The organism is Methylotuvimicrobium buryatense (assembly GCF_005931095.1).
In the GTDB taxonomy this organism is placed as follows: domain Bacteria; phylum Pseudomonadota; class Gammaproteobacteria; order Methylococcales; family Methylomonadaceae; genus Methylotuvimicrobium; species Methylotuvimicrobium buryatense.
On sequence record NZ_CP035467.1, the window covers coordinates 3,862,217 to 3,884,125 of the forward strand.

Consider the following 21,909-nt stretch of genomic DNA (forward strand, 5'->3'; position numbering starts at 1 on the left):
AGCCCATCAAAAAAATGCCGCATATCCTCTTTCTTTTTTGTCCCGGCTCAATCGTTGAACCGCCTGTCGTTCATACCAAGTCAGCCATGTCGATGACTTTCCTCGCTCTCAACCCCATCAATTCCTGTGCGAGCTGCAGACCGAATTCGCGGCAGGCTTCGAGTTCTTCGTCGGTCGGAATCAATTTGACGCGAAGCCCCGGGATCGGTACACGCATCTTCAAACCGCGTAATCGGTCCTCGACCAATGGCACACCTTCGCCGGTCCAGCCATAAGATCCGAACACGCCGCCGAGCTTGGTCTTGATGTTGATCACGGTCAGCGACGACAATAAATCCCAAACCGGCTTGACCGCATCGCCGTTGATCGTCGGTGTGCCGAAAACCAAACCGTCGGCTTCTTCGATCAAATCGACGAACGGTTCGATTTCGCCGCCTTCCAGATCGTAAAGCGACACTCTGACGTCCTGCACCTGCATCGCTCCACTGTAAACGGCTTCGGCCATTCTCTGGGTGTTACCGTAGGAGCTGATATAAAAAATCAGCAAGGTTTTTTGCTCCGGACTGATTTCGCTTTCGAGCGACGGCCCGGACAGCTGTCTGTAACGGCGGATATAACGTTCCGGCCGGTCGCGCAAAATCGGGCCGTGAGTCGGAGCGATCACAGAAATCGGCAACGGCTCGATCAAATCCAGCGCGCGCACGACATAGTCCTTGAATGGCCGCATGATGTGCGCGTAGTAATATTCGAACGAAAAACGGAAATCGCCGGCCCGATCGTTGAATAGCCTGTTGTCGCAAAAATGACATCCGAATACGTCGCCGGAAAATAACATTCTTTCTTCAGACAAATAGGTGCATTGCGTATCGGGCCAGTGTAAATAAGGCGTATGCAGAAACTCCAAAGTCCGGTCACCCAGCGATACGCGGTCGCCGGTCAAGACCGGCGTGTAGCTCATTTGGTCTTGTTTCAACAGGGCTTTCAGCATCGCCTGGGCCTTTTGCGAAATGAACAAGCGAGCCCCCGGCGCGCGCCGCATCAATTCCGGCAATGCGCCGGTATGATCGGGTTCCAGATGATTGAGCACGATGACTTTGATTTCGTCGTAATCGGCAACGCTCTCAAGTCTTGCGAAAAAATCATCGGCGAATCCTTCCTTGACCGTATCGACAACTGCAACGCCCTCGCTGCCGCGAATCGCATACGCGTTGTAGGTCGTGCCGTTGGCGGTTTTCAAGATGATGTCGAAAGTGCGAAGATTCGGGTCTAACGCCCCTATCCAATGCACGCTCTCAGACAACTCGACCGCTTTGGGACATCCTTGCTTATCGATTAATTCGGCCTCGTTCACGGCTTGCACCTGGTGCTAGTCTCGCTGCGGTTACAGGTTTCCCAGTCGCGTTCGGCGGAACCCGGCGTTAAACCAATCCAAGTATCGATCAGAACCGGATCGAACCCGGCGATACGGATGCCGCCCGATTCCAGCAACGGCCGACGGATCAAAATCGGGTCGTCAACCATCGCACTGATGGCTTCCAGCTCCGTCATCGAGTTCGGGTTCAACAAGCCTTGTTTGATTTTCGGCGCACTGGGATTGAACCAGTCGAAAACCGGTTTATTCCGGAAAAAAGAAAGCAGTTTCTCCGGCTCATCGGCCCAGGATTGACTCAACAGATCATGGACGATCAGCATATGCCCGGCCCGGACCAACAACTGTTTTTGCCGAACATTATTGAGACAGCCCGGTTTCTCGTAGAAATTGATCAAGGCCATTCGCAGTTCCTCGAATAATGATTTAACCAGCGCAATCGCCGCGATGCAGGCATCGCTCCCACACCTCAATGCGCCTGTAATTCGGCCATCGCCTCGGCCATTTTCTCCGGAGGTATGCCGGTCAGCGAACCGGGCGGATTCAATGCTTCGCCGAACATATCGAGAATCGCCCCTTCGATCGGACAAATACTCGCGCATTGCGGTACCGAAAAATCGCCTTCGCATTCGGTGCATTTTTTCGGATCTATCAAAAAATGGGGTTTTGCTTCATAAATCGCTTTGCTCGGACATAGCGGCTCGCAAGCAAAACAATTGACGCAGGATTCGATGATTTTTAGAGCCATGATGCTATTCCGGTGGAAAAAAGTAGGTCGGGTTAGGCGTCAGCCGTAACCCGACATGACACTACGCAACCGCTCGCTCGGCCTGCTCGGCTTCATCCAATTTGCCGCTTTGCGCCATTTCCTTATAAACGGCCATCACAGCATCTTCGATCGGCTCCATTGCATGTTCGCCGTTCGGCATGATGCCGGCCTGCTCGAGCATTTCCCAAGGTTCGTAACCGACCTTGGAACACAAGACAGCCTCGCAGCCTTCCAAAGAATGTATCGTGCGCTGCAGCACCGTTTCGCCGTCGCCGCAGGTGGTGTCGCCGCCGCAGTATTGATCGGCCTTGCGATGACTGATGAAGCGCACGCCGTCCGGCGAAGCCTCGTAGATCAGAAACTCCTTCGCATGACCGAAATGTACGTTGATGACGCCCTGCCCGCTGGTCGCGACCGCCATCAGCACCGGCCTTGTCGTCATTTTGTCTTCCTGTGCGAATTGTTCGGCTTTTTCGGCCTTCACTTCGCGTTTGCTGTTCATTTCGGCTTCGATCGCCTGATGAATCACCTTGCGCTTCTCCATCGCGGCCTGATAATCGATTTCCATCGTTTCGATCTTGTCTAGCGTGAACTCGTCGCCTCTATCCTCGCCCAACAATCCGACCGCATCGGCCCGGCATTGGCGGCAATGGCGCATCATGTTCATGTCGCCGGAACATTCGTCCTGCAAATCCTGCAGTTCAGCGGCGTTCGGCCCGCGCTGTCCCATCACGCCGTAGAACGTACCGTGCTCGGCTTCGGCGATCAACGGCATCACGTTGTGTAAAAACGCGCCCTTGGCCTTAACGATCTTGCTGACCTCGGCCAGGTGCTTGTCATTGACGCCTGGAATCATCACCGAATTGACCTTGACCAAAATGCCTTTCGCGACGAGCATTTCGAGCCCCTTCTGCTGCTGCTCGATCAAAATCTTCGCGCCTTTCTTGCCCTTGATGCGCCGATTTTCCCAGAAGATCCACGGATAGATCTTCGCGCCGATTTCGGGGTCCACGCAGTTGATCGTGATCGTGACATGATCGATGTTGTGTTTGGATAGCTCTTCGACCGAATCAGGCAAGGCCAAGCCGTTGGTCGATACGCAGAGTTTGATGTCGGGCGCATCTTCGCTGAGCCTTCTAAATGTGTCGAAGGTGCGTTCCGGATTCGCGAGCGGATCGCCGGGCCCTGCGATACCGAGCACGGTCATCTGCGGAATATTCGCCGCGACCGCCATGGTTTTCTTAACGGCTTGGTCCGGTGTCAGCAGTTCGGAAACAACGCCGGGACGCGACTCGTTCGCGCAATCGTATTTGCGGTTGCAGTAATGGCACTGAATATTACAGGCAGGAGCAACAGCAACATGCATGCGCGCGAAATAATGATGGGCATCTTCGGAGTAACAAGGATGATTTTGCACCTTGGCCCGAATCTCTTCGGACAAATGGTTCATCTGGTCGTCGGTAGAACCGCAAGAACCGGCGGAGCATCCGCCTTTGCTTGCTGGTGTTTCGTTGAGTACTGGCAATTCCATGAATGGCACCTCGCTTATGATTGTCAATAAGCTTATAGCACAGTTCGTGCCAGTCATAAATTAAACTCTATCCTATTGTTTTTAGTAGACTAAAAAGAATAGAAAGGGATTTTTGTCGTAAATGTCACATCGTTCCTCTTTGTCAATGTGGTTAATCGGACAATCCAAGTCATCGATGTTATAAAAGGTATAAAAGGGGTCAGGTTACTTTTAATCCCAATAAAAGTAACCTGACCCCTTTTAGAAAACCGTTAGCTAATCAGATACTGGCGCCTCTGCTCATATCTTCCGCCGCTTGACCAATTTCGGGTCGGCGATGATCGGCCGGTAGATTTCGACGCGGTCGCCGTCTTTCACGACGGTATCCAATTTAGCTATCTTGCCGAATATACCGACTTTTTGAACCGTTAAATCGATTTCCGGATACTGTTTCAACAATCCCGACAATGCGATCGCTTGCTCGATAGTACTCTCGCCCGGCACCTCGATTCGCATCCAAGTTTGCCGATCGGCGTCCCCGTAACAAATTCCGACATTCATATCGCGCTCCTTAACTTTCCGTCAACGCTTGTCCGGCCGTTTCACGGATTGTTCTTGCGGCAAATCGCCTATCGACCAGACGCTTGCCGGCGATGATAAAGCCGAGGGCGATAAATCCGCCCGGCGGCAAGGCGGTCAACAAAAACCCCTTGTAATCAGGAATCAATGTCGTTTCCAGAAACGCCAAAGATTCGCCTAGCAATAAAGACGCATTCGCGAATAAAGTTCCGGACGAAATGATTTCGCGCACCGCGCCCAGCAGAACCAATACGAGCGTAAAACCGAAACCCATCATCAATCCGTCCCACAACGACAAGACAACCGGATTTTTCGATGCGTACGATTCGGCGCGTCCCAAAATAGCGCAATTCGTGACGATCAGCGGGATGAATAAACCCAGCACTTTATGCATCTCATGGAGCCAGGCATTCATCGTCATATCGACCAGCGTCACCAACGCGGCAATCAGCAATACGAATACCGGAATCCTGACTTCCGCGGGAATCAGATGCCTGTTGAGCGACACCAATCCGTTCGAGCAAACCAGTACAACCAGTGTCGCAAGTCCCATGCCCAAGCCGTTGGTTGCCGTTCCCGTCACCGCCAACAGCGGACAAAGCGCCAGATTTTGGCCGAATACGACATTGTTATGCCAAAGGCCCTCGCCGGCTAATTTTTTGTAGGTTTCGGGTAACAACATATCAAGTCTCCAAATATACCCATCGTAGATCAAAATTCGGCGCCGGGGCGCACTTCAAAGGGCGCCGTGAATACGTCCCTGCTCTATGCCAGCTCCATGCTGGCAAAGCCTTTGCCGAGCACCCCGGCGCCTCCTCAGGCACTGCCGAAATTTGAAGTGCGAAAGGTATAACGCGTATCATTCGACGATTTCGGAACAATGCTTGTCGAAAAACAATAATCCCCGATGGACTGCATTGACGACGGCACGCGGCGTGATCGTTGCGCCGCTGAATTGATCGAATTCGCCTCCGTCCTTCTTGACGGCCCACTGTTCGACGGTCGGGTTCTCGAGCGAACGGCCGTTGAAGCTTAAGATCCAGTCGGACTTAGCGATTTCGATCTTGTCGCCGAGCCCCGGCGTTTCGGCATGGGCAATCACACGCACGCCTAATATTTCGTCGTTTCGGGCAATACCGATAACCATGTCGATATTGCCCGAATAACCGTCCGGTGCGGTCAAGCGAAACGCTGCGGCTGTCATGCGGCCCTTTTTGCGCGCCTGATAAACCACGGTCTCCTGTGCATTCGGCAAGCCGTCCCCCGGCACTATTACGGTACTTTCCAGCAAATCGTTGTCATATAGTTCGTCAGGTATCACTTGTGCAAGTGAGGCCTTTAAATCTTCTTGCCGGCGCATTTCGATCGCCTCGCGCGTGTTCCAATCGCCGATGCCTAGCAAGGCGCTTGCGGCCAAAGCAAAACCGGCCAGTAGCAGCGTTTGGTAAGAAATACGGGTTTTCAATTGCTCGAAATGCATGGAACATTCACCGTTCGATGGTATGTAGTTGGAATTTAGCAGTTAGCAGTTAGCAGTTAGCAGTTAGCAGTTAGCAGTTAGCAGTTAGCAGTTAGCAGTTAGCAGTTAGCAGTTAGCAGTTAGCAGTTAGCAGTTAGCAGTTAGCAGTTAGCAAAAAAATGTTGCTGCATATAAAACTCTTGTCAAGTCCTAATTTCCCCTTTCCCCTTTCCCCTTTCACCTTTCACCTTTCACCTTTCACCTTTCACCTTTCACCTTTCACCTTTAATCATCTTCTCCTCAAGCGGCCTACCTCGCCGGTCCCGCCCTTGAATGCGCGGCCTGATGTAATGATCGATCAACGGCGTCAACGAATTCATCAGCAGAATCGCAAAACCGGCACCTTCCGGATATCCGCCCCAGGTCCGTATCATGTAGATCAACAAACCGCAGAGCGAGCCGAAGATTATTTGCCCGAGCGGCGTATTCGGCGAAGTGACGTAATCGGTCGCTATAAAAAAAGCGGCGCACATCAGTGCGCCGGAGCCAAGGTGCATAACGGGACTCAAATAACGCTCGGGATCAAAAAAATGAAACAGACCGGAAATTACAGCAACCGATGCAAGCATCGAAATGGGAATAGGCCAAGTAATGATTTTTTTCAGTAATAACCACATCCCCCCGGCAAACAATAACAAAGCCGAAGTTTCGCCCAAACTGCCGCGCGCCATTCCCAGCCACATATTCAGCGTGCCGAAATCGGACAGACTCTCGGACAGCGGATGTTTTTGCAGCCATTCGGTCTTGACATGACCCAACAATGTCGCCCCGGTCACAGCATCGGGATTGCTCAATCCGGTAAATGTAATCGTCAGGCCTTCATAAAAACCGGGTGCCGATTCCGTTAACCAGGGAGTAACATCGGCCCAGGTCGTCATTTCCAATGGAAATGAAATCAGCAACACGACACGCGCCAGCATCGCCGGGTTGAATAAATTTTGTCCCAGTCCGCCATAAACTTGCTTCCCCAAGACGATCGCAATGCCGGCGCCGAGCACGCCGATCCACCACGGCGCCCACGGCGGCAATGTCATCGCCAGCAACCATCCCGTCAACAGTGCGGAACCGTCTTTCAGCGCCGGTATTGCCGGTTTGCCGGCCAGTTTCAAACATAAGGCCTCAAATGCCAACGACGCAAACAGTGTCACCAATAACAAATTGACGGCCGGCCAACCGAAAAGGTAAAGGCCGAATGCCGTTGCAGGCAGCAATGCGTATATCACCTGTCTCATGATACTGCCGACGCCGATTGCCGATCCGGTATGCGGCCCGCTGGACGGTTTGATAGTCAACATATCGCTTCCCCGGTTGATTAAAAAGTTTTCGTAAACGTGCTGTATATGATTTGGTCTGGATCGCTTATTCTCGGCAAGGGGAATAACAAGATCTACAAGCTAAAGAGAAAAGCATTACGCTTCGGCCACCGGGAAATTTATGATTCGACAGAGCCAATCTGCTGTAACTATTCAGTCCCCCGACAATTATCGTTCCCACGCTCTGCGTGGGAATGCCTGAGAACCGCTCCAGCGGTACGAGACGCTAGAGCTTCTCGGTCTTCATTCCCGCTAGAGCGTGGGAACGATAGGGGGGGGGTGAATAATTACAATCTGCTTCGTTTGCCGGATCGCATAACAGCGCAGCCCGGTCAAATCGTGGTATCCGCTTTTTCGGATTGCTCTTTCGCCGCCCTGGCCTGGGCTAATTCCTCGGCTTTTTGTTTTTCGATTCGTTCCATGCGTTTGTTTCGTTCATCGATCAATTTGCTGGTTTGTTCGGATTTATGTTTGGCCTGTTGCCTGGCTGCCAATTCTCCGGCCGCGAATTTAAAATAATGCACCAACGGAATGTTGGAAGGACATACATAGGAACACGAACCACAACTGATGCAATCTTTCAGGCCGATGTCGACGGCGGCTTCCAGGCGGTTGTTACGAATCCGGTTGGCCATATCGACCGGCAATAATCCGGCCGGACAAACCGAAATACATCGCGCACACCGAATACAAGGCTGCTCTTCGCCTTGCTTGACTTCAGACCCGGTCAACGCCAAAACGCCGCTTGTCGCCTTGACGACCGGCACATCGGCGAACGGAAGTGCTTCGCCCATCATCGGACCGCCCATGACCCATCGCCCTGTTCGCGTTTTATCGGCACCGCAAAAGACCAATACTTCTGAAATCAAAGTACCGATCGGCACTCTAACGTTCTTCGGATTCGCTACGGCGCCGCCGGCGACCGTCACGACACGATCGATCAAAGGCCGGCCGTAACGGATTGCTTGATGGATCGCATAGGCGGTCGCGACATTGTGCATCAACACGCCGACGTCAGTCGCACGTCCTCCGGCGGGAACTTCTCTACCGGTTAAATAGCGGATCAATTGTCTGTCCCACCCCATCGGATAGCGGGTCGGAATTTTGCAAATTTCGATATTCGGGTGGAAATTTGCTGCGGTTCGCATCGCCTTCAACGCTTCCGGTTTATTGTCCTCGATACCGACCATGGCTCGTCCGGTTTCCATACCGTGCAACATAATGCGTATACCGTCGACGATTTCGGCGGCGTTCTCCTGCATCAACCGGTCGTCGCAGGTCAAATACGGCTCGCATTCGCCGCCGTTGATCAAAAGCGTATGTATTTTGTTTTGCCGCCCCAGGTTCAACTTGACCGCCGACGGAAAGGTCGCTCCGCCCAAGCCGACCACACCGGCCGAAGCGACCCGAAGACTGATTTCCTCCGGCTCTAGCGTAAAAGGATCGGTCGCCGATTCTCCGGATTGCACGGTATCTGTACCGTCGGTATCAAGGAACACTGTGCGAATCGGCAGCGCGGACGGATGCGGGGCGGGATATTCGGCGATATCGGCGACAGTACCCGAACTCGGCGCATGCACGGGTGCCGATATCAGCCCTTGACTGTGCGCAAGCAATTGTCCTTTGAATACCGTATCGCCGACCCTGACAACCGGTTCGGCCGGTTTTCCGACGTGCTGCTGCAGCGGTATATACAAGCGTTTCGGCAACGGAAAAGAATCGTCGATCGGCAGTCCTGCAGTGGCCTGTTTATGCTCATTGACGTGAATACCGCCCCGAATGCGCAAACTCTGTAACAGCGCTATCATGCCGCTGCTCCCGCAGGTTGCCCGGAGGGTTTATGCCAGCGCCAGTTGCGTAGAGTTAATTCGGGCCGGTGCATTTGCAAGCATTCCGTCGGACACACATCGACGCATTTGCGGCATCCGATACAGGCATCGGCGACTACAGTATGAATTTGCTTCGGCGCGCCGACGATCGCGTCGGTCGGACACACTTTGAAACAGCGCGTGCAACCGGTACAGGTCGCTTCGCTGACCTTGGCGATAAGTATTTCAGGCTCTTCGAAACCGCTCAAATCGACCGATATACCCAACAATACCGCAAATTGCTCCGCCAATGCACTGCCCCCGGGAGGACACAGAGTCACCAACGCTTCTCCCCGGGCCAATGCCTCGGCGGCCGGTTTACAACCGGGATAACCGCATTGCCCGCATTGCGAACCCGGCATCAGTGCTTCAAGTTCTTGAACGATCGGGTTAGTTTCGACTTTGAGGTATTTCGCGGCGACGGCCAGTATCCAACCCAGGATCAAACCCAATGTCGCCAAACTTGCTATCGCGGATAATACGTACATAAAGCCCCCTGTCTAACTTTTAAAGTCCGGCAAAACCCATAAAGGCGAGAGAGAGAATTCCGGCGGTTATGAATGCGATCGGCGTACCGTCAAATAATACCGGTACCGTCATTAAAGAAAGACGCTCTCTAAGTCCTGCAAAAATAACCATCACCAGCGTAAACCCCAATGCCGACCCGAAACCGAACATGACGCTCTGCAAGAAATTCGAATCGTGTTGAATATTCAGCAAAGCGACGCCAAGCACCGCACAATTCGTGGTAATGAGGGGCAAGAATATTCCCAATACTTGATAAAGCACCGGGCTGGTTTTATGAATGACCATTTCGGTGAACTGTACAACTGCCGCAATCACCAAGATAAAACCCAGTACGCGCATGAAGCCGATATCGAGCGGTATCAATACCCCGTGTTCCAACACCCAACCGGCAGAAGCCGCCAACGTCAATACGAAGGTTGTCGCCAAGCCCATCCCCAACGCCGTATCCAGCTTATTGGAGACTCCCATAAACGGGCACAATCCCAGAAACTTGACCAACACGACGTTGTTGACCAATGCCGTGCCTAGAATCAACATGAAATAATCGCCCATTGCCCCTACCCTACAAATTGCCTCTAATATCGGCGGAGCAGCAAACGTGCCAATAAGTCGACCAAGCTTGCAAATCCCGGAATATCAAGGTTAAGAATAATGGCGGCATCGGACCGACTGTTGGAAATTGAACAGTCGCCTTCAATCCTCGCGCCTCATTGTCGTAAAACTTACAAATCCAAGCATTTTTATCCGGTAATAAAAATGTCCTACGGCAAGCATCCCCCTCCTTCCAATTTTCAAATCTGGCGATTGTTTTCAGCCTAATCGAAATTGGCTTCTAATTTGCATATTCCTTTTTATTATTATGGAAATTACGAGACCGATCGATATGAACAATACGCTTCCCGGTTACGAAACCCATCCCAACGATATCGAGCAAATGATGACACTATTCGCTCCGTCGTTGACGATCGATAAACAGCTATTGGATTTGATCGAATCGTTTAGCCGTCAAGGCAAGATGCTCCCCTTTTTTCTATTGATCAAAGTTGTCGAGCAAGTACCGATCGCCATATCGATCACCGACAAAAAAGCCAACATTCTCTACATTAATCAAGCATTTACCGATACCACCGGCTACCGTCCCGCAGAAATCCTCGGACGTAATGAATCCGAGTTATCGGCCAAATCGACACCCCGCCAGGTCTATTACGATTTGTGGCACACAATCACCCGCAAAAAAATCTGGCGCGGCCGTTTGATCAACAAAAATAAAAACGGAGCCCCATATCTTGCAGAGCTCACGATTGCGCCCATGCAGGACGAACAGGGAAAAATCACGCATTACATCGGCATGCACCGGGATATCACCCAAACACACGCCTCCGAACAAAAGTTAATCAATCAGAAGCAATTGATCGAATCGGTGATCAATGCATCGCCGGTAGCGATGGTGGTCATCGATAAGAACGATCGCGTCGTCCTGGATAACCAAGTATATAAAATGATGATCAGCGATCTGGGCTTGACTGAACCAGTGTTGTTTTTTTTGAAGTTATTACGCCAGGACATGGGCGATCTATGGCAATACGCGGCCCGAAAAGAACGCGGTTTCGTCAACAGAGAACTTCGAATCGAAGGCATCGATAAGCGCGGGACGCGGTGGTACGCATGCTCCGGTAACTGGTTCGCCGAAAAGGAAACCGGCGCCGACGCATTTTTTTCCGGGGAAACCAAAGATTATTTACTGCTCAGTTTCAGCGATATCACGCAACAACGCCGCCAGCAGGAGGAATTGCACCTACAGAATCTTCGCACCATTTTGGCCGAGGAAGAGCAAATCCGTAGCATCCGGGAAACCTTACTCGGCGCGATGCACCAAATTAGGCAACCGTTAAATCAAATTAGTGCAGCAATCAACATCATGAGTCATCGCAACGATATTCAAAACCAACCGTTGAGAGAACTGCTCGAACAAGTCGGTACGAAAGGCGAAGAGACTCTGGAAACCTTACAGCGATGCGTTCCCGAAATCCCGGAAACCGCCGTGATTCCGGTCAATTTGAACCAAATTCTGCATGAGGTCGTGGAGCTAAGTAGTTATAAGCTTCTGGCCAACGGGATCGTCATCGATTGGCGGCCCAGTTCGACGCTGCCTTCGGTATTGGGTTCGGAAAACAAGCTGCGCATGCTATTCAAACAGTTAATCGATAACGCGATAGAAGCAATGAACCGCGCAGGGAGCCGCGAACGTTCCATTGCTATTGCAACGCATGTCGACAACGATCGAGTCAATGTGTCGATTGAAGATACCGGCCCAGGTATCCATCCGGACCAGCGCATCAAGGTATTTCAACCTTTTTACACGACCCGCCCGATGGGCACGATCAAGGCAGGCATGGGTTTAGTCATGGTCCAGGAAATCGTCAATCAACATAAAGCCGGCATCGAAATCGATCCGAATTACGATCAAGGTTGCCGATTTAAAATCGGTTTTCCAATCTATCGAAACGCTAAAACCAAACGATAAGCCATGTCCGAACGTCTGCTATTAGTCGAATCCGAATTGGATACGCTGTTTCTAGTCAGCCAACTATTGAACAGCACCCGAGATTTACGCGATAAATTGCGGGGTATCCTTGAAATATTACATAAACGCAACGGCCTTCATTTCGGCATGATCACATTGCGTGAGGTCGATGACGACAGCATGAGCATCTGCGAAGTCTATGGCGACAACATCGATAAGTCGGTGCGTTATCAGCCCGGGGAAGGACTGGTCGGTGCGATACTGGACGAAGGCAGCACGATCGTGGTCGACAGAATCACCGACGAACCGCGTTTCTTGAGCCGCCTGGGCGTCTATAATCGCGACTTGCCTTTCATCGGCTCTCCGTTGGCCGTGGACCAAGGTGAGGTCGTAGGTATTCTAGCCGCACAACCGGCCGAAGCGAGTTTTCTCGGTGAGAAGGCCCGCTTTCTCGAGATGGTCGCGAACCTGATCGCGCAAAGCGTCAATTCGCTCAGGGCGATCGAGCGAAAACAAGATCAATTGACCAACGAACGCGATTATCTAAAACAGGAACTAGTCAAAAACTACCGTTTCGAAAACATCATCGGCCACTCCGAGCCGATGCTGAAGGTATTCGACATCATCCGGCAAGTCGCGAAATGGAACACGACCGTGCTGATACGCGGCGAGTCGGGCACCGGCAAAGAAGTCGTCGCGAACGCGATCCATTTCAATTCAGCCTGCGCGAATGGCCCGTTTTTGAAATTGAATTGCGCGGCCCTGCCCGACACCTTGCTCGAATCCGAACTGTTCGGCCACGAGAAAGGCGCGTTCAGCGGCGCGATCGGTCAGCGCAAGGGGCGTTTCGAACTCGCCGACAACGGCACCTTGTTTCTCGACGAAATCGGCGAAATTTCGGCCTCGTTCCAAGCCAAATTATTACGGGTGCTGCAAGAGGGCGAGTTCGAACGTGTCGGCGGCGTTAAAACCTTAAAAGTGCATGTACGGGTAATCGCCGCAACGAACCGCAATCTTGAAGAAGAGGTCGCCGAAGGACGGTTTCGCGAGGACTTGTATTACCGGCTCAATGTCATGCCGATTAATATGCCGGCGCTACGCGAGCGTATCGAAGATATTCCCGAATTGGCACAATTTTTACTCAAACGTATTTCCAAACAACAAGCCGGACGGCCGCTCGAAATCAAAGAAAGTGCGATTCGTATCTTGATGAAGCATCATTGGCCCGGCAATGTCCGGGAATTGGAAAACCGGCTCGAACGCGCCGCGATCATGAGTCAGGACGGCATCATCGACCGAGATGTGATCGCCGGCACCGGTTTGGAAAGCGAAATAGGCATTACGCTAGCACCGCAGCCTGTCCGTAGCATGGATTTACTCGATGATAACCTAGACGAACGCGAACGCGTCATCGCCGCACTCGAACAAAGCGGCTGGGTACAAGCCAAAGCAGCGCGCCTGCTCGACATGACGCCGAGACAAATCGCTTACCGAATTCAAACACTCAAAATTCATGTGAAGCAGATTTGAATTCGGTTAACGAAACAAGCAAAATCCCTTTTACGCAACCGATGCCGACCATTGCCGAGCATTGCCACAGTACCAATTTAACCGGCCTGTCGACCGAATGTATCGCTAGCGTCGTATTTAACGAACACCCCAAACCGCTGCATATCGCCGGAACCCGAGAAGCCGCTTCGGGCCTTTTCGAACTCTTGGCGAAACAATCGGCGCCCGAGACATGCGGCCGTTTGTTTCAGGACTATATGTGCGTCGTATTCGGCTTCGAATCCGAGCAGCGCTTAGCGGACGACGTAACGGGAGGGCGGCGTTACCGCAATAGCTATTTGCGCTTGATACAGGATTGGGGAATGGACTCGAACAATGCACAAGCGGCGGTTTTCAAAGGTTGGGTCGAAAGCCGTTTCGGTTTGTTTCCGTCCTATCACAAGCAACCCATTACCGGCTTCGGCACGAAGGCCTGGATCGGCTATATCGAAGAAAAGATGAACAGCCGATATCACAATAACTGCATCTATATGCAATTGGACCTGCTCTACGAATATTGTCAATGGATCATCGAACGATTCCGCTTTCCGGCTGCAGGACATAAGACGCTGTATCGAGGGGTCGATACGCTGGACGACTGCATCATCCGGCATGAAACCAAACACGATAAAATCGTGCGTTTTAACAATCTGGTATCGTTTACCGATAAGCCGGGCACCGCCAGCGAATTCGGAGCTTATATTCTGAAGACCGAAGTACCGATGGTAAAATTGATTTTTTTCAACGACCTACTGCCCCGCCACGCCTTGCGTGGAGAAGCGGAATATTTGGCAATCGGCGGCGCTTACCGGGTCCGGGTAAGTCATTGAGGCGAACTAAGGATACGGTAAAAAAAATAACTCCCCTAAATGTTTCTTACGCCTTGTGCATATCCCGCACAAGTTTATCGTTCCCATGCTCTGCGTCACTGCCATTAAGTTACCTGATTAGCAAGTTTCTTCAGCTAAAGCCCAAAAACCAGCATATCCCTAGCAGGACGGGGTTTGCAACCCCGTTCTAAACGTTTTGACTTTGGCCGAAGTCAGCCGAAATGTTTAGGGCAAACCGAAACGTTGGGGACGGGTTAAATAACCCGTCCCGCAGAAGTGGCTACGATTGGTCACTGCTCGGACAGTTGGCTTCGGCAAGCTGAAGCATCTTGCTAATCAGGTTAAGTTAAGGGAAGCCCGTCATTCCGCCATGGACTGGCGGAATCCAGTGCCATGGATGGCAAGCTTTTGAGGCACATTAGAGCCTGAATGCAAGCATTACTTAATTCTGTGATGGCTTAACTGGCTTCCCACTTAAGGCGGGACAAAAGCACTAAGGATTAACCGTTCGCCCTGAGCCTGTCGAAGGGTGGACGGTTAATCCGCCCATGGTTCGACAGGCTCACCACGAACGGATTAACTTAATGGCAGTGATGCTGAGCGTAGGAACGATGATATATCAGGAAGTTATTTGTTACAAAACCCTAAAATGATTAACGAGTCTTTACTGGACCGCGCATTGGGCGCATATCTCGGTTTCGCCTGCGGGGATGCGCTTGGTGCGACGGTCGAGTTCATGTCTCCGAAACAGATCCAACGGCGTTACGGTGTGCACCGCGACATCATCGGCGGCGGCTGGCTTGCGCTCGAACCCGGCCAAGTCACCGACGACACGCAAATGTCGCTTGCGCTGGGGCAAGCGATTATCGATCATCGAGGCTGGAACCTAAAAGCGGTCGCTGACAATTTCGTTGCTTGGCTCGAATCCGACCCGCCCGATATCGGCAATACCTGCAGACGCGGACTCGAGCGTTACCAAAAAACCGGCGAATTGTCAGGCCCGCCGCGCGAAGACGATGCCGGCAACGGCGGATGCATGCGCAATCTCCCGGTCGTACTGGCAACGCTGAACCAGCCCGATCGCTTCGATAACTGGACACTCGAGCAATGTCATCTCACGCACAACCATCCGTTGTCCGATGCAGCGACCTTAGCCCTCGGGCGCATGACCGGACAATTACTTAACGGTGAAAGCGTCGATACCTGTTTACGCACGGCAGAAAAGCTGATTTCCGAAAATCCGGAATTCGCTTATCGTCCTTACCCCGGCAAGTCATCGGCCTATATTGTCGATACCGTACAAACAGTTTTGCATTGTTTTTTCAATAGCGAAGATTTTGAATCCTGCTTGATCGCAACAGTTAATCAAGGCGGAGACTCAGATACCACCGGCGCGCTGGTTGGAATGCTTGCAGGCGCGCGATACGGAGTGCAAAACATTCCTAAGCGTTGGCTGAACCGTTTGGATGCCAAAGTCGCCGAGGCCGTACATACCCAAACAAATGAACTGATCGATATTGCGCAATTCCTTTAACCAGCACCTTTGAAGCGGCGAATTAACCCAAGCTATCCGGCTTTATGCATCGGCCTTAAAGCGCTTACGTTCTTCGGCACTGCGGCCCAGCGCTTTTGCCAGCCAGGGAGGCGGTGAATCGAACACCCTTTGAAACTCGGCAAGTTTTTCCGGGGCTTCGATGACCTCCGGTACTTTAATCGGATAGACATCGGCACGGATCACTTTCGCGGCGGCAGGTCCGCCGATCGACTGCACGAACAGCACATGGCAATCCTTGATTAAATTCGCGCGAAACAGGTTTTTATCGTCGGAACTTTCGGCCTCGACGGTCGACCGAATATCGATCAAACGGTATTCATCGCGCGACAATTGGTAAATCAAAAAACGGATACAGGAACCGAAATGACCGTTGAGGGTCACTCCGAAATTCGATGCGACCGCGATTCGGATTGATTCGGGAAGATCGCCGTCGCGGTAGGATTGGATTTCCGGCAGATTTTCATCCTCGCCCTCCTCGCCCCATAAATAACGTACCGCAAGTTTGATATTAGCCAGACCGATGCCGATATCTTCGCCGTCCTCCTCTCCGTCGAGACTGCCTATACCGGTTTTAAGATTGGTCACGGTAATCGCCTTGAGTTTATCGTCATCAAGAGGAGAGCCGACTTTATCGTGCAGGATACCAATTAGGGTCGGCACATCGACGCCGGGCAATGCTCTCGACGCCAATGCGATGCGTAATGCGTGTTCACGGGATAATTGAGTCATAATGACAAACCTTCAAGACGGAAGTTGTTGACAATATTCTTTCCAACCGGCGAATCCGCCAGCCAGACTGTAAACATCGGAGAAGCCGAAATCGCAAAACATCTCGGCGACATGCTCGCTGGCGTGGCCGTAATAGCAATAAATCAACACCGGCCGCCGCTTATCGCCTTTCAAGATTAAAGTTTCGCGCAGCCGCTCATGCAGATGCATCGAATGATCGATATGCCCTGCGCGATAATCCTTCAGCTCGCGGCAATCGAGAATCAACGGCGCACCCGTTCCGATTAGCCTTTCGGCTTCCCTGGCTGCGAGGGTATTGAACTTTTTCATATTACACCGGGCCGACCGCGTCTTCTTTGACGACTTCGATCGTTTGCGTCAGCGCGTCTTCATAAGTAAGGCTCGGTGCCTTGCCGACAAAACCTTTCGCCGCCTCGAAAACCGTGATGACCTTATCTTCGGCGGACTGCCCCTTCAAGTCGGATTTTTCGATGTAAAGCAGATCCAGCAAATCGTTCCAGACCAGACCGCCCTGGTAGGGATAACAGTGAAATACGAGGCCGTCGCGTTCGATTCGCATCTCGGTTTCGATGTTTTCAACCAGAAACAGCAACAACGATTCGACTGTCAAGGCCGGCCTGTATTTGTCGATGAAGACCGGCAAATGCTCGAGCCTGTACAGCAACCCGCTTGCGAACAAGATCGTCTCGGCATCGGCCAACAGATTGGCATGCCTGATCACGAGCTCCTGCGGCTTGCGGTCGGTCGCCGAACCTTCGCGCAGCGCCCCTTCGATCAGTACCAAATCGCCGCGAAACGCGCTGACGCCGGCAGTCCCGGTCTTGCCAAGTACCGAAATCACCGTCAACAACCCTTGTTTATTGTAATGATCTAACAACATCGACTAGTCTCCGTTAAGGAATGATTGAAAATGCGGAAAGCTTTTATACCCTTTGGCTGGTCAAATTTCGGCGCCGGGGGTCCGTCAAAAGACGCCGTGAATACGTCCATGTAGGCTCTGTGACAGCATCCCTGCTGTCACAGCCTTTGCCGAACACCCCGGCGCCTCCATGCGTAATGCCGAAATTTGAAGTGCGATGGGCATAACCATCTTAAGCAGAGACCATGCCTATTTAAATTTTTTATTGATTGTCAATTGATTGACGCTATTTTACCGACCCAGACGGGTTAAATTTGTTTTAAAGATAACATTCAAGCGAATCGATTTTTTCCGGTTTGTCGTATTGACGACAATGCATAGTGAGCACAGCCATTAAGTTACCTGATTAGCAAGTTTCTTCAGCTAAAACCCAAAAACCAGCATGTCCCTGGCAGGACGGGGTTTGCAACCCCGTACTAAACGTTTTGACTTTGGCCGAAGTCAGCCGAATTGTTTAGGGCAAACCGAAACGTTGGGGACGGGTTAAATAACCCGTCCCGCAGAAGTGGCTACGACTGGCCACTGCTCGGACAGTTGACTTCGGCAAGCTGAAGCATCTTGCTAATCAGGTTAAGTTAAGCCATCACAGAAATAAGTAATGCTTGCATTCAGGCTCTAATGTGCTTCAAAAGCTTGCCATCCATGGCACTGGATTCCGCCAATCCATGGCGGAATGACGGGCTTCCCTTAACTTAATGGCAATGATGCATAGTGAGGCGGCAACTTGCCTGAGGCCGGTTTCGTGCGCTCTTCGAGATATTAAGAGCTACAAACAATCGGCCAACAGCTTTAAAGGATGGATAACTTTTACGGTAGGACTCGATTCAGCCGAATTCAGATACAAGGCGCAGCCGAAATTCGCGCTCACGACGACATCCGGCGCAGCCGATGCGATGGCTTGAAGTTTCATATCCCGTAAACGTGCGGCATTCTCGGGATGCGTCAGCATATAGGCACCGCCGGCACCGCAACAGACATCAGAACCGGATAACGGTTGAACATCGATGCCGGGAATTTTTTGCAACAATGCATAAACCGATTTCTGATTTTTGAGGACGTTGCGCTGACTGCAAGGTTCATGTACTGCAACTTTAAGGTAACATGACTTCAAACGAAGCCGGTCCGGCCAATGTTGCAGTAAAAAATCGTCGACATCGAAAAGGCGCTCGTGAAATTCAACTCCTGGCTCATCATCTTGCGGGTATTCGTCGAGCATCGCGCCGCAGCCGGTTGCGATGAAAACAACCGCATCGATATCGAGCGCAGCAAAAGCCTCTCGGTTACGCCGAATGAAATCAGGTACGGATTGCTGTTTGCCGTTGTGTTGGTGTATTGCACCGCAGCAGGTTTGTCCTTTCGGTATTAAGACATCGTAACCGATGGCGTTCAGCAAATCGGTCGCAGCATTTAACGTTTCACGGTCGAACGGTTCCGTTAAGCAGCCTGTAAACAATGCGACTTTACCTAGAGTCTTCTTTTTTGCCGGGTACCGATCAGCCATTCCCGATAAAGAAGGCAGGCGCGATATGCCGTCTGCTTCAACGAGATTCAGCATTTTTAATAACCCGCTACGCCGGACAAGACTTTGCAGTCCGGAGCGGATATACAAGGTGATCAGCGTTATCAGCGCACGACGCAATAGTTTCGATTCGATGAGCTTGAAGGCCGAAGCCGCTAAAATTGTCCTCCGGCGGCCTTCGCTCAAAACCGCTTGCGCATTATCGAATAAACTGCCGTAGGCCATCCGGCTCGGACACGCCGTTTCGCAAGCCCGGCATAGCAGGCAGCTATTCAAATGCACCAATTCCGAAGCGCTAACGGTCTCGCCGCCCGCAAGAATCTTTTCGATCGTTCTTATACGTGCGCGCGGCGTTTCTTCGTTGAGCTGAAAAAGTTTGTAGGTCGGACATTGGCCGACGCACATTCCGCATCGCATGCATTCGGCCGAATCCGGAATATAAGGGCCTTTGCCGCTTAACAACTCCGAACAAGCATTATCGGATTCGAAAAACTCGAACAAAATTACGACTCCATCACCTGCTCATAGGCACGCCGGAGCAATTCCAATTCCGCAGGCGGTCTACCGCGTAACGATCCTAGCGGTTTAAGCGCACAGCCTTTGGCTTGCATCAACGAGTGCGGAGGGTCGAGACGGTCGAAACGCGCCATGAAAACGGTGATGACGCCGCCCGGCGTATCGATATATTCCTTGAATCCGGATTCGGTCAACAGCAAACCTGTCGGCAGTTCCAAACGCTCTCCGACGGCATTGACCAATGCCGTCGGATGTCTGGCAATTTTATTCGGCACCGTTCGTTTTTCTTCCAGCATGCTCGAAAGCACAGGCAAAGCTTCCGGGAAACAAACTGTACCGTCTGCTTGCTGTGCGAACAATGTCAGCGCACTGATATCTCCTTTGTAATAAAGCAACAGACGGCAATCGTTGAATTCGTTAATGATATCGTTCATCCGTTCACACCATTCATGTTCGACCGGTCCCATAATCGTTTGAAACCGGAGTCGAGACGAGATAACCGGGTATTTACGCGTTCCAAAGTTTCCCACGCTTCAAAGCGCGCCGTATTGCCTCTTTCATACCACTGCTCCATGGCTTCAGTCAGTCGGGATTTTTCGGCATAACATTCGGCGATTTGCGTCTTCAGCCACGCCAGGTTGTTTCGATCTGACAATTCGGCGACGCGGTAGTGCACGCCGTTACCGAAAATCCTAACGCCTCCGCCTTGCGCCGCCGTCTCGAATAGCCTGTCCGCGTCGGTCACCTCGATACCGGCCAAATAGTCGATGCCGAATTCATGCCATTGCGGCAGCCAAGGCACGGTCGGCCCCATTAGCACGGTGACGGCACCCGCCGACAATTCGGCGAGCCTCGGAAAAGTCTTGTTCGGAATCGAACTGCCGGTCAAAAATACCCAATCGGCCATCGGCAAGACATATTCCGAGGCCGCCGCCGGGAAGTCGCCCGGCCCGGGATTCAACTCCAATACCGTTAAATCCAATTGTTCGTGGTACAGTTCGAGCCCCGGATAACGTCCCACGACCGCGACTTTTTTATCGCATAGGTGCGGTAGGAAATAATCGAAAACCGCGAGATTTTCCCGCCCTGGAGCCGCATCGAGCGGTTCCGACTCCGGCAAGGTACGCGCGTTGATGCAACAATTAACCGCCGCCATCGCCAGGCAGGCTTGATAGGGATCCCACGACATGAGACCGGCGGCCAGTTCGCTCAAGGGTTTGCCGGTCAAAGCGCCTGCCCACGGCAAGGTTCGCGTCGGCACGCCTGGACTCATGCATAATCCGGCGTTATCGTTTTGACTCTCGCGGCAGACAGTCCACACCAAGCCGATCGTCAAGCTACCTACCGTAGATCCGCCGGAGCAATAATCCAACAGCATTTCATAAATTCGCCGGGGATCGTCCATGCCGATCAACGCGCCATCGCCAGAATCTGAGCTTCGGTTTTGATCTGCCCTTTCCGGCCCCAAGCGTTCATCGTATCGATAAAATAATCGAGCTTGACAGGGTGAGGTTTCAGCACATCGTATTCGGCATAAAAGCCGCCGTCGCCGTGAAATTGAATTTGCCCGACACGCTGTTTTTGGGTATCGAACCAATAACCGACCAAGTCATCATGCCGGCTATAGGGGTCGGTGACCAGTCGGAATTCGGCTTGGTCGAAAACCGGAAATCCTACCGGACCGTCATTCTCGGCGAAGCCTAATTCCCGTATCGACTCGCTTATCGCGCGTCATATAGCCTCGCCGAATTCGCGCTGCTCTTCGATTCTTTGCGTCAGCGTTACCATGACTATTCTTGTTCCAATGCCGAAGCCAAATCGCTGATAACCGAAACGCCCGACCGATCTTCCGGATCCAAGTCGCTGATCACCGATAGGATCACCCGGGCTTCCGCATCCTGACCGCTTCGTAATTTGATAAAAGCCAGCGCCTTCAGCGAGTACAAATAAAAATGCGTGATGCCGTTCGCATACAGATTCCATTTTTCTTTTTCGCGCGCCAAGCGTTTGTAATCGGCTGGGAAACGTCCTTGCCGAGCGGCTTCTTCCAAACCGGCTAGCGCCGCCTGTTCGGCATCGGCCAAGCGCGCCCGGTAAAAATAGAATTTGTACAATGCGAAATAGGTATCGAGACAGTGACAATCCAGCCGGCGGGCTTCGATAAACAGCCTCTCGGCTTCCGTTTCATCACATCGACTGGCCGCAACAGCTGCCTGTAACAGCGCATTGACCGGCGCAGGAACATCCGGGCTGAACAAGACCCGCTCCTCGATCGAGTTAAATCTGCCCATCG

At 52.0% G+C, this 21,909-nt stretch carries 23 protein-coding genes; 4 read left to right on the forward strand and 19 right to left on the reverse strand.

The window, feature by feature from the left end; genetic code table 11:
- Nucleotides 1–70: 70 nt before the first annotated feature.
- From EQU24_RS17215 to rsxA, 11 genes are all read right to left on the reverse strand, one after another.
- Entirely contained in the window at nt 71–1,360 is a 1,290-nt protein-coding gene (locus tag EQU24_RS17215) for an FprA family A-type flavoprotein (protein WP_017842386.1), read from the reverse strand.
- Nucleotides 1,348–1,773, reverse strand: coding sequence for an ArsC/Spx/MgsR family protein (locus tag EQU24_RS17220; RefSeq protein WP_026130353.1), 426 nt, complete (start codon nt 1,771–1,773; stop codon nt 1,348–1,350). Before EQU24_RS17220 ends, EQU24_RS17215 begins: the two co-directional genes overlap by 13 nt.
- A gap of 65 nt (nt 1,774–1,838) precedes the next feature.
- Entirely contained in the window at nt 1,839–2,117 is a 279-nt protein-coding gene (locus EQU24_RS17225; protein ID WP_017842384.1) for a 4Fe-4S dicluster domain-containing protein, read from the reverse strand.
- Nucleotides 2,118–2,178: 61 nt separating this feature from the next.
- A complete protein-coding gene (nifB, locus tag EQU24_RS17230; protein WP_017842383.1) occupies nt 2,179–3,669 on the reverse strand; it encodes a nitrogenase cofactor biosynthesis protein NifB in 1,491 nt (496 codons plus the stop codon).
- Nucleotides 3,670–3,948: 279 nt separating this feature from the next.
- A complete protein-coding gene (locus tag EQU24_RS17235; RefSeq protein WP_017842382.1) occupies nt 3,949–4,209 on the reverse strand; it encodes an RnfH family protein in 261 nt (86 codons plus the stop codon).
- A gap of 10 nt (nt 4,210–4,219) precedes the next feature.
- The gene (locus EQU24_RS17240) at nt 4,220–4,909 is read right to left on the reverse strand and encodes an electron transport complex subunit E (protein ID WP_017842381.1); all 690 of its coding nucleotides are present in this window, start codon (nt 4,907–4,909) and stop codon (nt 4,220–4,222) included.
- Between the two features lie 177 nt (nt 4,910–5,086).
- Complete coding sequence (gene rsxG, locus EQU24_RS17245) at nt 5,087–5,707, reverse strand: electron transport complex subunit RsxG (RefSeq protein ID WP_017842380.1); 621 nt, start codon at nt 5,705–5,707, stop codon at nt 5,087–5,089.
- A 251-nt stretch (nt 5,708–5,958) separates the two neighbouring features.
- Nucleotides 5,959–7,041, reverse strand: a complete 1,083-nt coding sequence (locus tag EQU24_RS17250; RefSeq protein ID WP_017842379.1) for an RnfABCDGE type electron transport complex subunit D — start codon at nt 7,039–7,041, stop codon at nt 5,959–5,961.
- A gap of 350 nt (nt 7,042–7,391) precedes the next feature.
- Nucleotides 7,392–8,867, reverse strand: coding sequence for an electron transport complex subunit RsxC (rsxC, locus tag EQU24_RS17255; protein ID WP_017842378.1), 1,476 nt, complete (start codon nt 8,865–8,867; stop codon nt 7,392–7,394).
- The gene (locus EQU24_RS17260; protein WP_017842377.1) at nt 8,864–9,415 is read right to left on the reverse strand and encodes an RnfABCDGE type electron transport complex subunit B; all 552 of its coding nucleotides are present in this window, start codon (nt 9,413–9,415) and stop codon (nt 8,864–8,866) included. The genes rsxC and EQU24_RS17260 overlap by 4 nt, the downstream gene beginning before the upstream one ends.
- A gap of 19 nt (nt 9,416–9,434) precedes the next feature.
- The gene (rsxA, locus tag EQU24_RS17265; RefSeq protein ID WP_017842376.1) at nt 9,435–10,007 is read right to left on the reverse strand and encodes an electron transport complex subunit RsxA; all 573 of its coding nucleotides are present in this window, start codon (nt 10,005–10,007) and stop codon (nt 9,435–9,437) included.
- Between the two features lie 331 nt (nt 10,008–10,338).
- Here rsxA and nifL point away from each other — a divergent pair, with 331 nt between their 5' ends.
- From nifL to draG, 4 genes are all read left to right on the forward strand, one after another.
- Nucleotides 10,339–11,979 carry a nitrogen fixation negative regulator NifL gene (nifL, locus tag EQU24_RS17270; RefSeq protein WP_235726433.1) on the forward strand — a complete coding sequence of 547 codons (1,641 nt, stop codon included), beginning with the start codon at nt 10,339–10,341 and terminating at the stop codon, nt 11,977–11,979.
- 3 nt (nt 11,980–11,982) lie between these two features.
- Entirely contained in the window at nt 11,983–13,509 is a 1,527-nt protein-coding gene (gene nifA, locus EQU24_RS17275; protein WP_017842373.1) for a nif-specific transcriptional activator NifA, read from the forward strand.
- 41 nt (nt 13,510–13,550) lie between these two features.
- Nucleotides 13,551–14,357: an NAD(+)--dinitrogen-reductase ADP-D-ribosyltransferase gene (locus tag EQU24_RS17280; RefSeq protein WP_026130351.1), complete on the forward strand. Its 807-nt coding sequence runs from the start codon at nt 13,551–13,553 to the stop codon at nt 14,355–14,357.
- Nucleotides 14,358–14,988: 631 nt separating this feature from the next.
- Entirely contained in the window at nt 14,989–15,891 is a 903-nt protein-coding gene (draG, locus tag EQU24_RS17285; RefSeq protein WP_235726432.1) for an ADP-ribosyl-[dinitrogen reductase] hydrolase, read from the forward strand.
- A 42-nt stretch (nt 15,892–15,933) separates the two neighbouring features.
- Here the strand turns inward: draG and EQU24_RS17290 are convergent, their stop codons facing one another.
- From EQU24_RS17290 to EQU24_RS17325, 8 genes are all read right to left on the reverse strand, one after another.
- Complete coding sequence (locus EQU24_RS17290; protein WP_017842370.1) at nt 15,934–16,641, reverse strand: dinitrogenase iron-molybdenum cofactor biosynthesis protein; 708 nt, start codon at nt 16,639–16,641, stop codon at nt 15,934–15,936.
- A 12-nt stretch (nt 16,642–16,653) separates the two neighbouring features.
- Nucleotides 16,654–16,971 carry a thiosulfate sulfurtransferase GlpE gene (locus EQU24_RS17295; RefSeq protein ID WP_017842369.1) on the reverse strand — a complete coding sequence of 106 codons (318 nt, stop codon included), beginning with the start codon at nt 16,969–16,971 and terminating at the stop codon, nt 16,654–16,656.
- A gap of 1 nt (nt 16,972) precedes the next feature.
- Nucleotides 16,973–17,542 carry a hypothetical protein gene (locus tag EQU24_RS17300; protein ID WP_017842368.1) on the reverse strand — a complete coding sequence of 190 codons (570 nt, stop codon included), beginning with the start codon at nt 17,540–17,542 and terminating at the stop codon, nt 16,973–16,975.
- A gap of 805 nt (nt 17,543–18,347) precedes the next feature.
- Nucleotides 18,348–19,601 (reverse strand): (Fe-S)-binding protein, encoded by a 1,254-nt coding sequence (locus tag EQU24_RS17305; protein ID WP_017842367.1) that lies wholly within the window; start codon nt 19,599–19,601, stop codon nt 18,348–18,350.
- Between the two features lie 2 nt (nt 19,602–19,603).
- On the reverse strand, nt 19,604–20,050 hold the full coding sequence (locus EQU24_RS17310; RefSeq protein WP_017842366.1) for a hypothetical protein: 447 nt from the start codon (nt 20,048–20,050) through the stop codon (nt 19,604–19,606).
- The gene (locus EQU24_RS17315; protein ID WP_026130350.1) at nt 20,047–21,021 is read right to left on the reverse strand and encodes a DUF364 domain-containing protein; all 975 of its coding nucleotides are present in this window, start codon (nt 21,019–21,021) and stop codon (nt 20,047–20,049) included. Before EQU24_RS17315 ends, EQU24_RS17310 begins: the two co-directional genes overlap by 4 nt.
- Nucleotides 21,022–21,026: 5 nt before the next feature.
- The gene (locus tag EQU24_RS23065; RefSeq protein WP_017842364.1) at nt 21,027–21,224 is read right to left on the reverse strand and encodes a hypothetical protein; all 198 of its coding nucleotides are present in this window, start codon (nt 21,222–21,224) and stop codon (nt 21,027–21,029) included.
- A gap of 182 nt (nt 21,225–21,406) precedes the next feature.
- Nucleotides 21,407–21,907 (reverse strand): hypothetical protein, encoded by a 501-nt coding sequence (locus tag EQU24_RS17325; protein WP_017842362.1) that lies wholly within the window; start codon nt 21,905–21,907, stop codon nt 21,407–21,409.
- Nucleotides 21,908–21,909: the final 2 nt, after the last annotated feature.

Bases quoted from the DNA above. Each gene is read 5' to 3' on its own strand.
- EQU24_RS17220 (WP_026130353.1), bottom strand. From the start codon at position 1,773: ATGGCCTTGATCAATTTCTACGAGAAACCGGGCTGTCTCAATAATGTT.
- EQU24_RS17225 (WP_017842384.1), bottom strand. From the start codon at position 2,117: ATGGCTCTAAAAATCATCGAATCCTGCGTCAATTGTTTTGCTTGCGAG.
- nifB (WP_017842383.1), bottom strand. From the start codon at position 3,669: ATGGAATTGCCAGTACTCAACGAAACACCAGCAAGCAAAGGCGGATGC.
- EQU24_RS17235 (WP_017842382.1), bottom strand. From the start codon at position 4,209: ATGAATGTCGGAATTTGTTACGGGGACGCCGATCGGCAAACTTGGATG.
- EQU24_RS17240 (WP_017842381.1), bottom strand. From the start codon at position 4,909: ATGTTGTTACCCGAAACCTACAAAAAATTAGCCGGCGAGGGCCTTTGG.
- rsxG (WP_017842380.1), bottom strand. From the start codon at position 5,707: ATGCATTTCGAGCAATTGAAAACCCGTATTTCTTACCAAACGCTGCTA.
- EQU24_RS17250 (WP_017842379.1), bottom strand. From the start codon at position 7,041: ATGTTGACTATCAAACCGTCCAGCGGGCCGCATACCGGATCGGCAATC.
- rsxC (WP_017842378.1), bottom strand. From the start codon at position 8,867: ATGATAGCGCTGTTACAGAGTTTGCGCATTCGGGGCGGTATTCACGTC.
- EQU24_RS17260 (WP_017842377.1), bottom strand. From the start codon at position 9,415: ATGTACGTATTATCCGCGATAGCAAGTTTGGCGACATTGGGTTTGATC.
- rsxA (WP_017842376.1), bottom strand. From the start codon at position 10,007: ATGGGCGATTATTTCATGTTGATTCTAGGCACGGCATTGGTCAACAAC.
- nifL (WP_235726433.1), top strand. From the start codon at position 10,339: ATGAACAATACGCTTCCCGGTTACGAAACCCATCCCAACGATATCGAG.
- nifA (WP_017842373.1), top strand. From the start codon at position 11,983: ATGTCCGAACGTCTGCTATTAGTCGAATCCGAATTGGATACGCTGTTT.
- EQU24_RS17280 (WP_026130351.1), top strand. From the start codon at position 13,551: ATGCCGACCATTGCCGAGCATTGCCACAGTACCAATTTAACCGGCCTG.
- EQU24_RS17290 (WP_017842370.1), bottom strand. From the start codon at position 16,641: ATGACTCAATTATCCCGTGAACACGCATTACGCATCGCATTGGCGTCG.
- EQU24_RS17295 (WP_017842369.1), bottom strand. From the start codon at position 16,971: ATGAAAAAGTTCAATACCCTCGCAGCCAGGGAAGCCGAAAGGCTAATC.
- EQU24_RS17300 (WP_017842368.1), bottom strand. From the start codon at position 17,542: ATGTTGTTAGATCATTACAATAAACAAGGGTTGTTGACGGTGATTTCG.
- EQU24_RS17310 (WP_017842366.1), bottom strand. From the start codon at position 20,050: ATGAACGATATCATTAACGAATTCAACGATTGCCGTCTGTTGCTTTAT.
- EQU24_RS17315 (WP_026130350.1), bottom strand. From the start codon at position 21,021: ATGGACGATCCCCGGCGAATTTATGAAATGCTGTTGGATTATTGCTCC.
- EQU24_RS17325 (WP_017842362.1), bottom strand. From the start codon at position 21,907: ATGGGCAGATTTAACTCGATCGAGGAGCGGGTCTTGTTCAGCCCGGAT.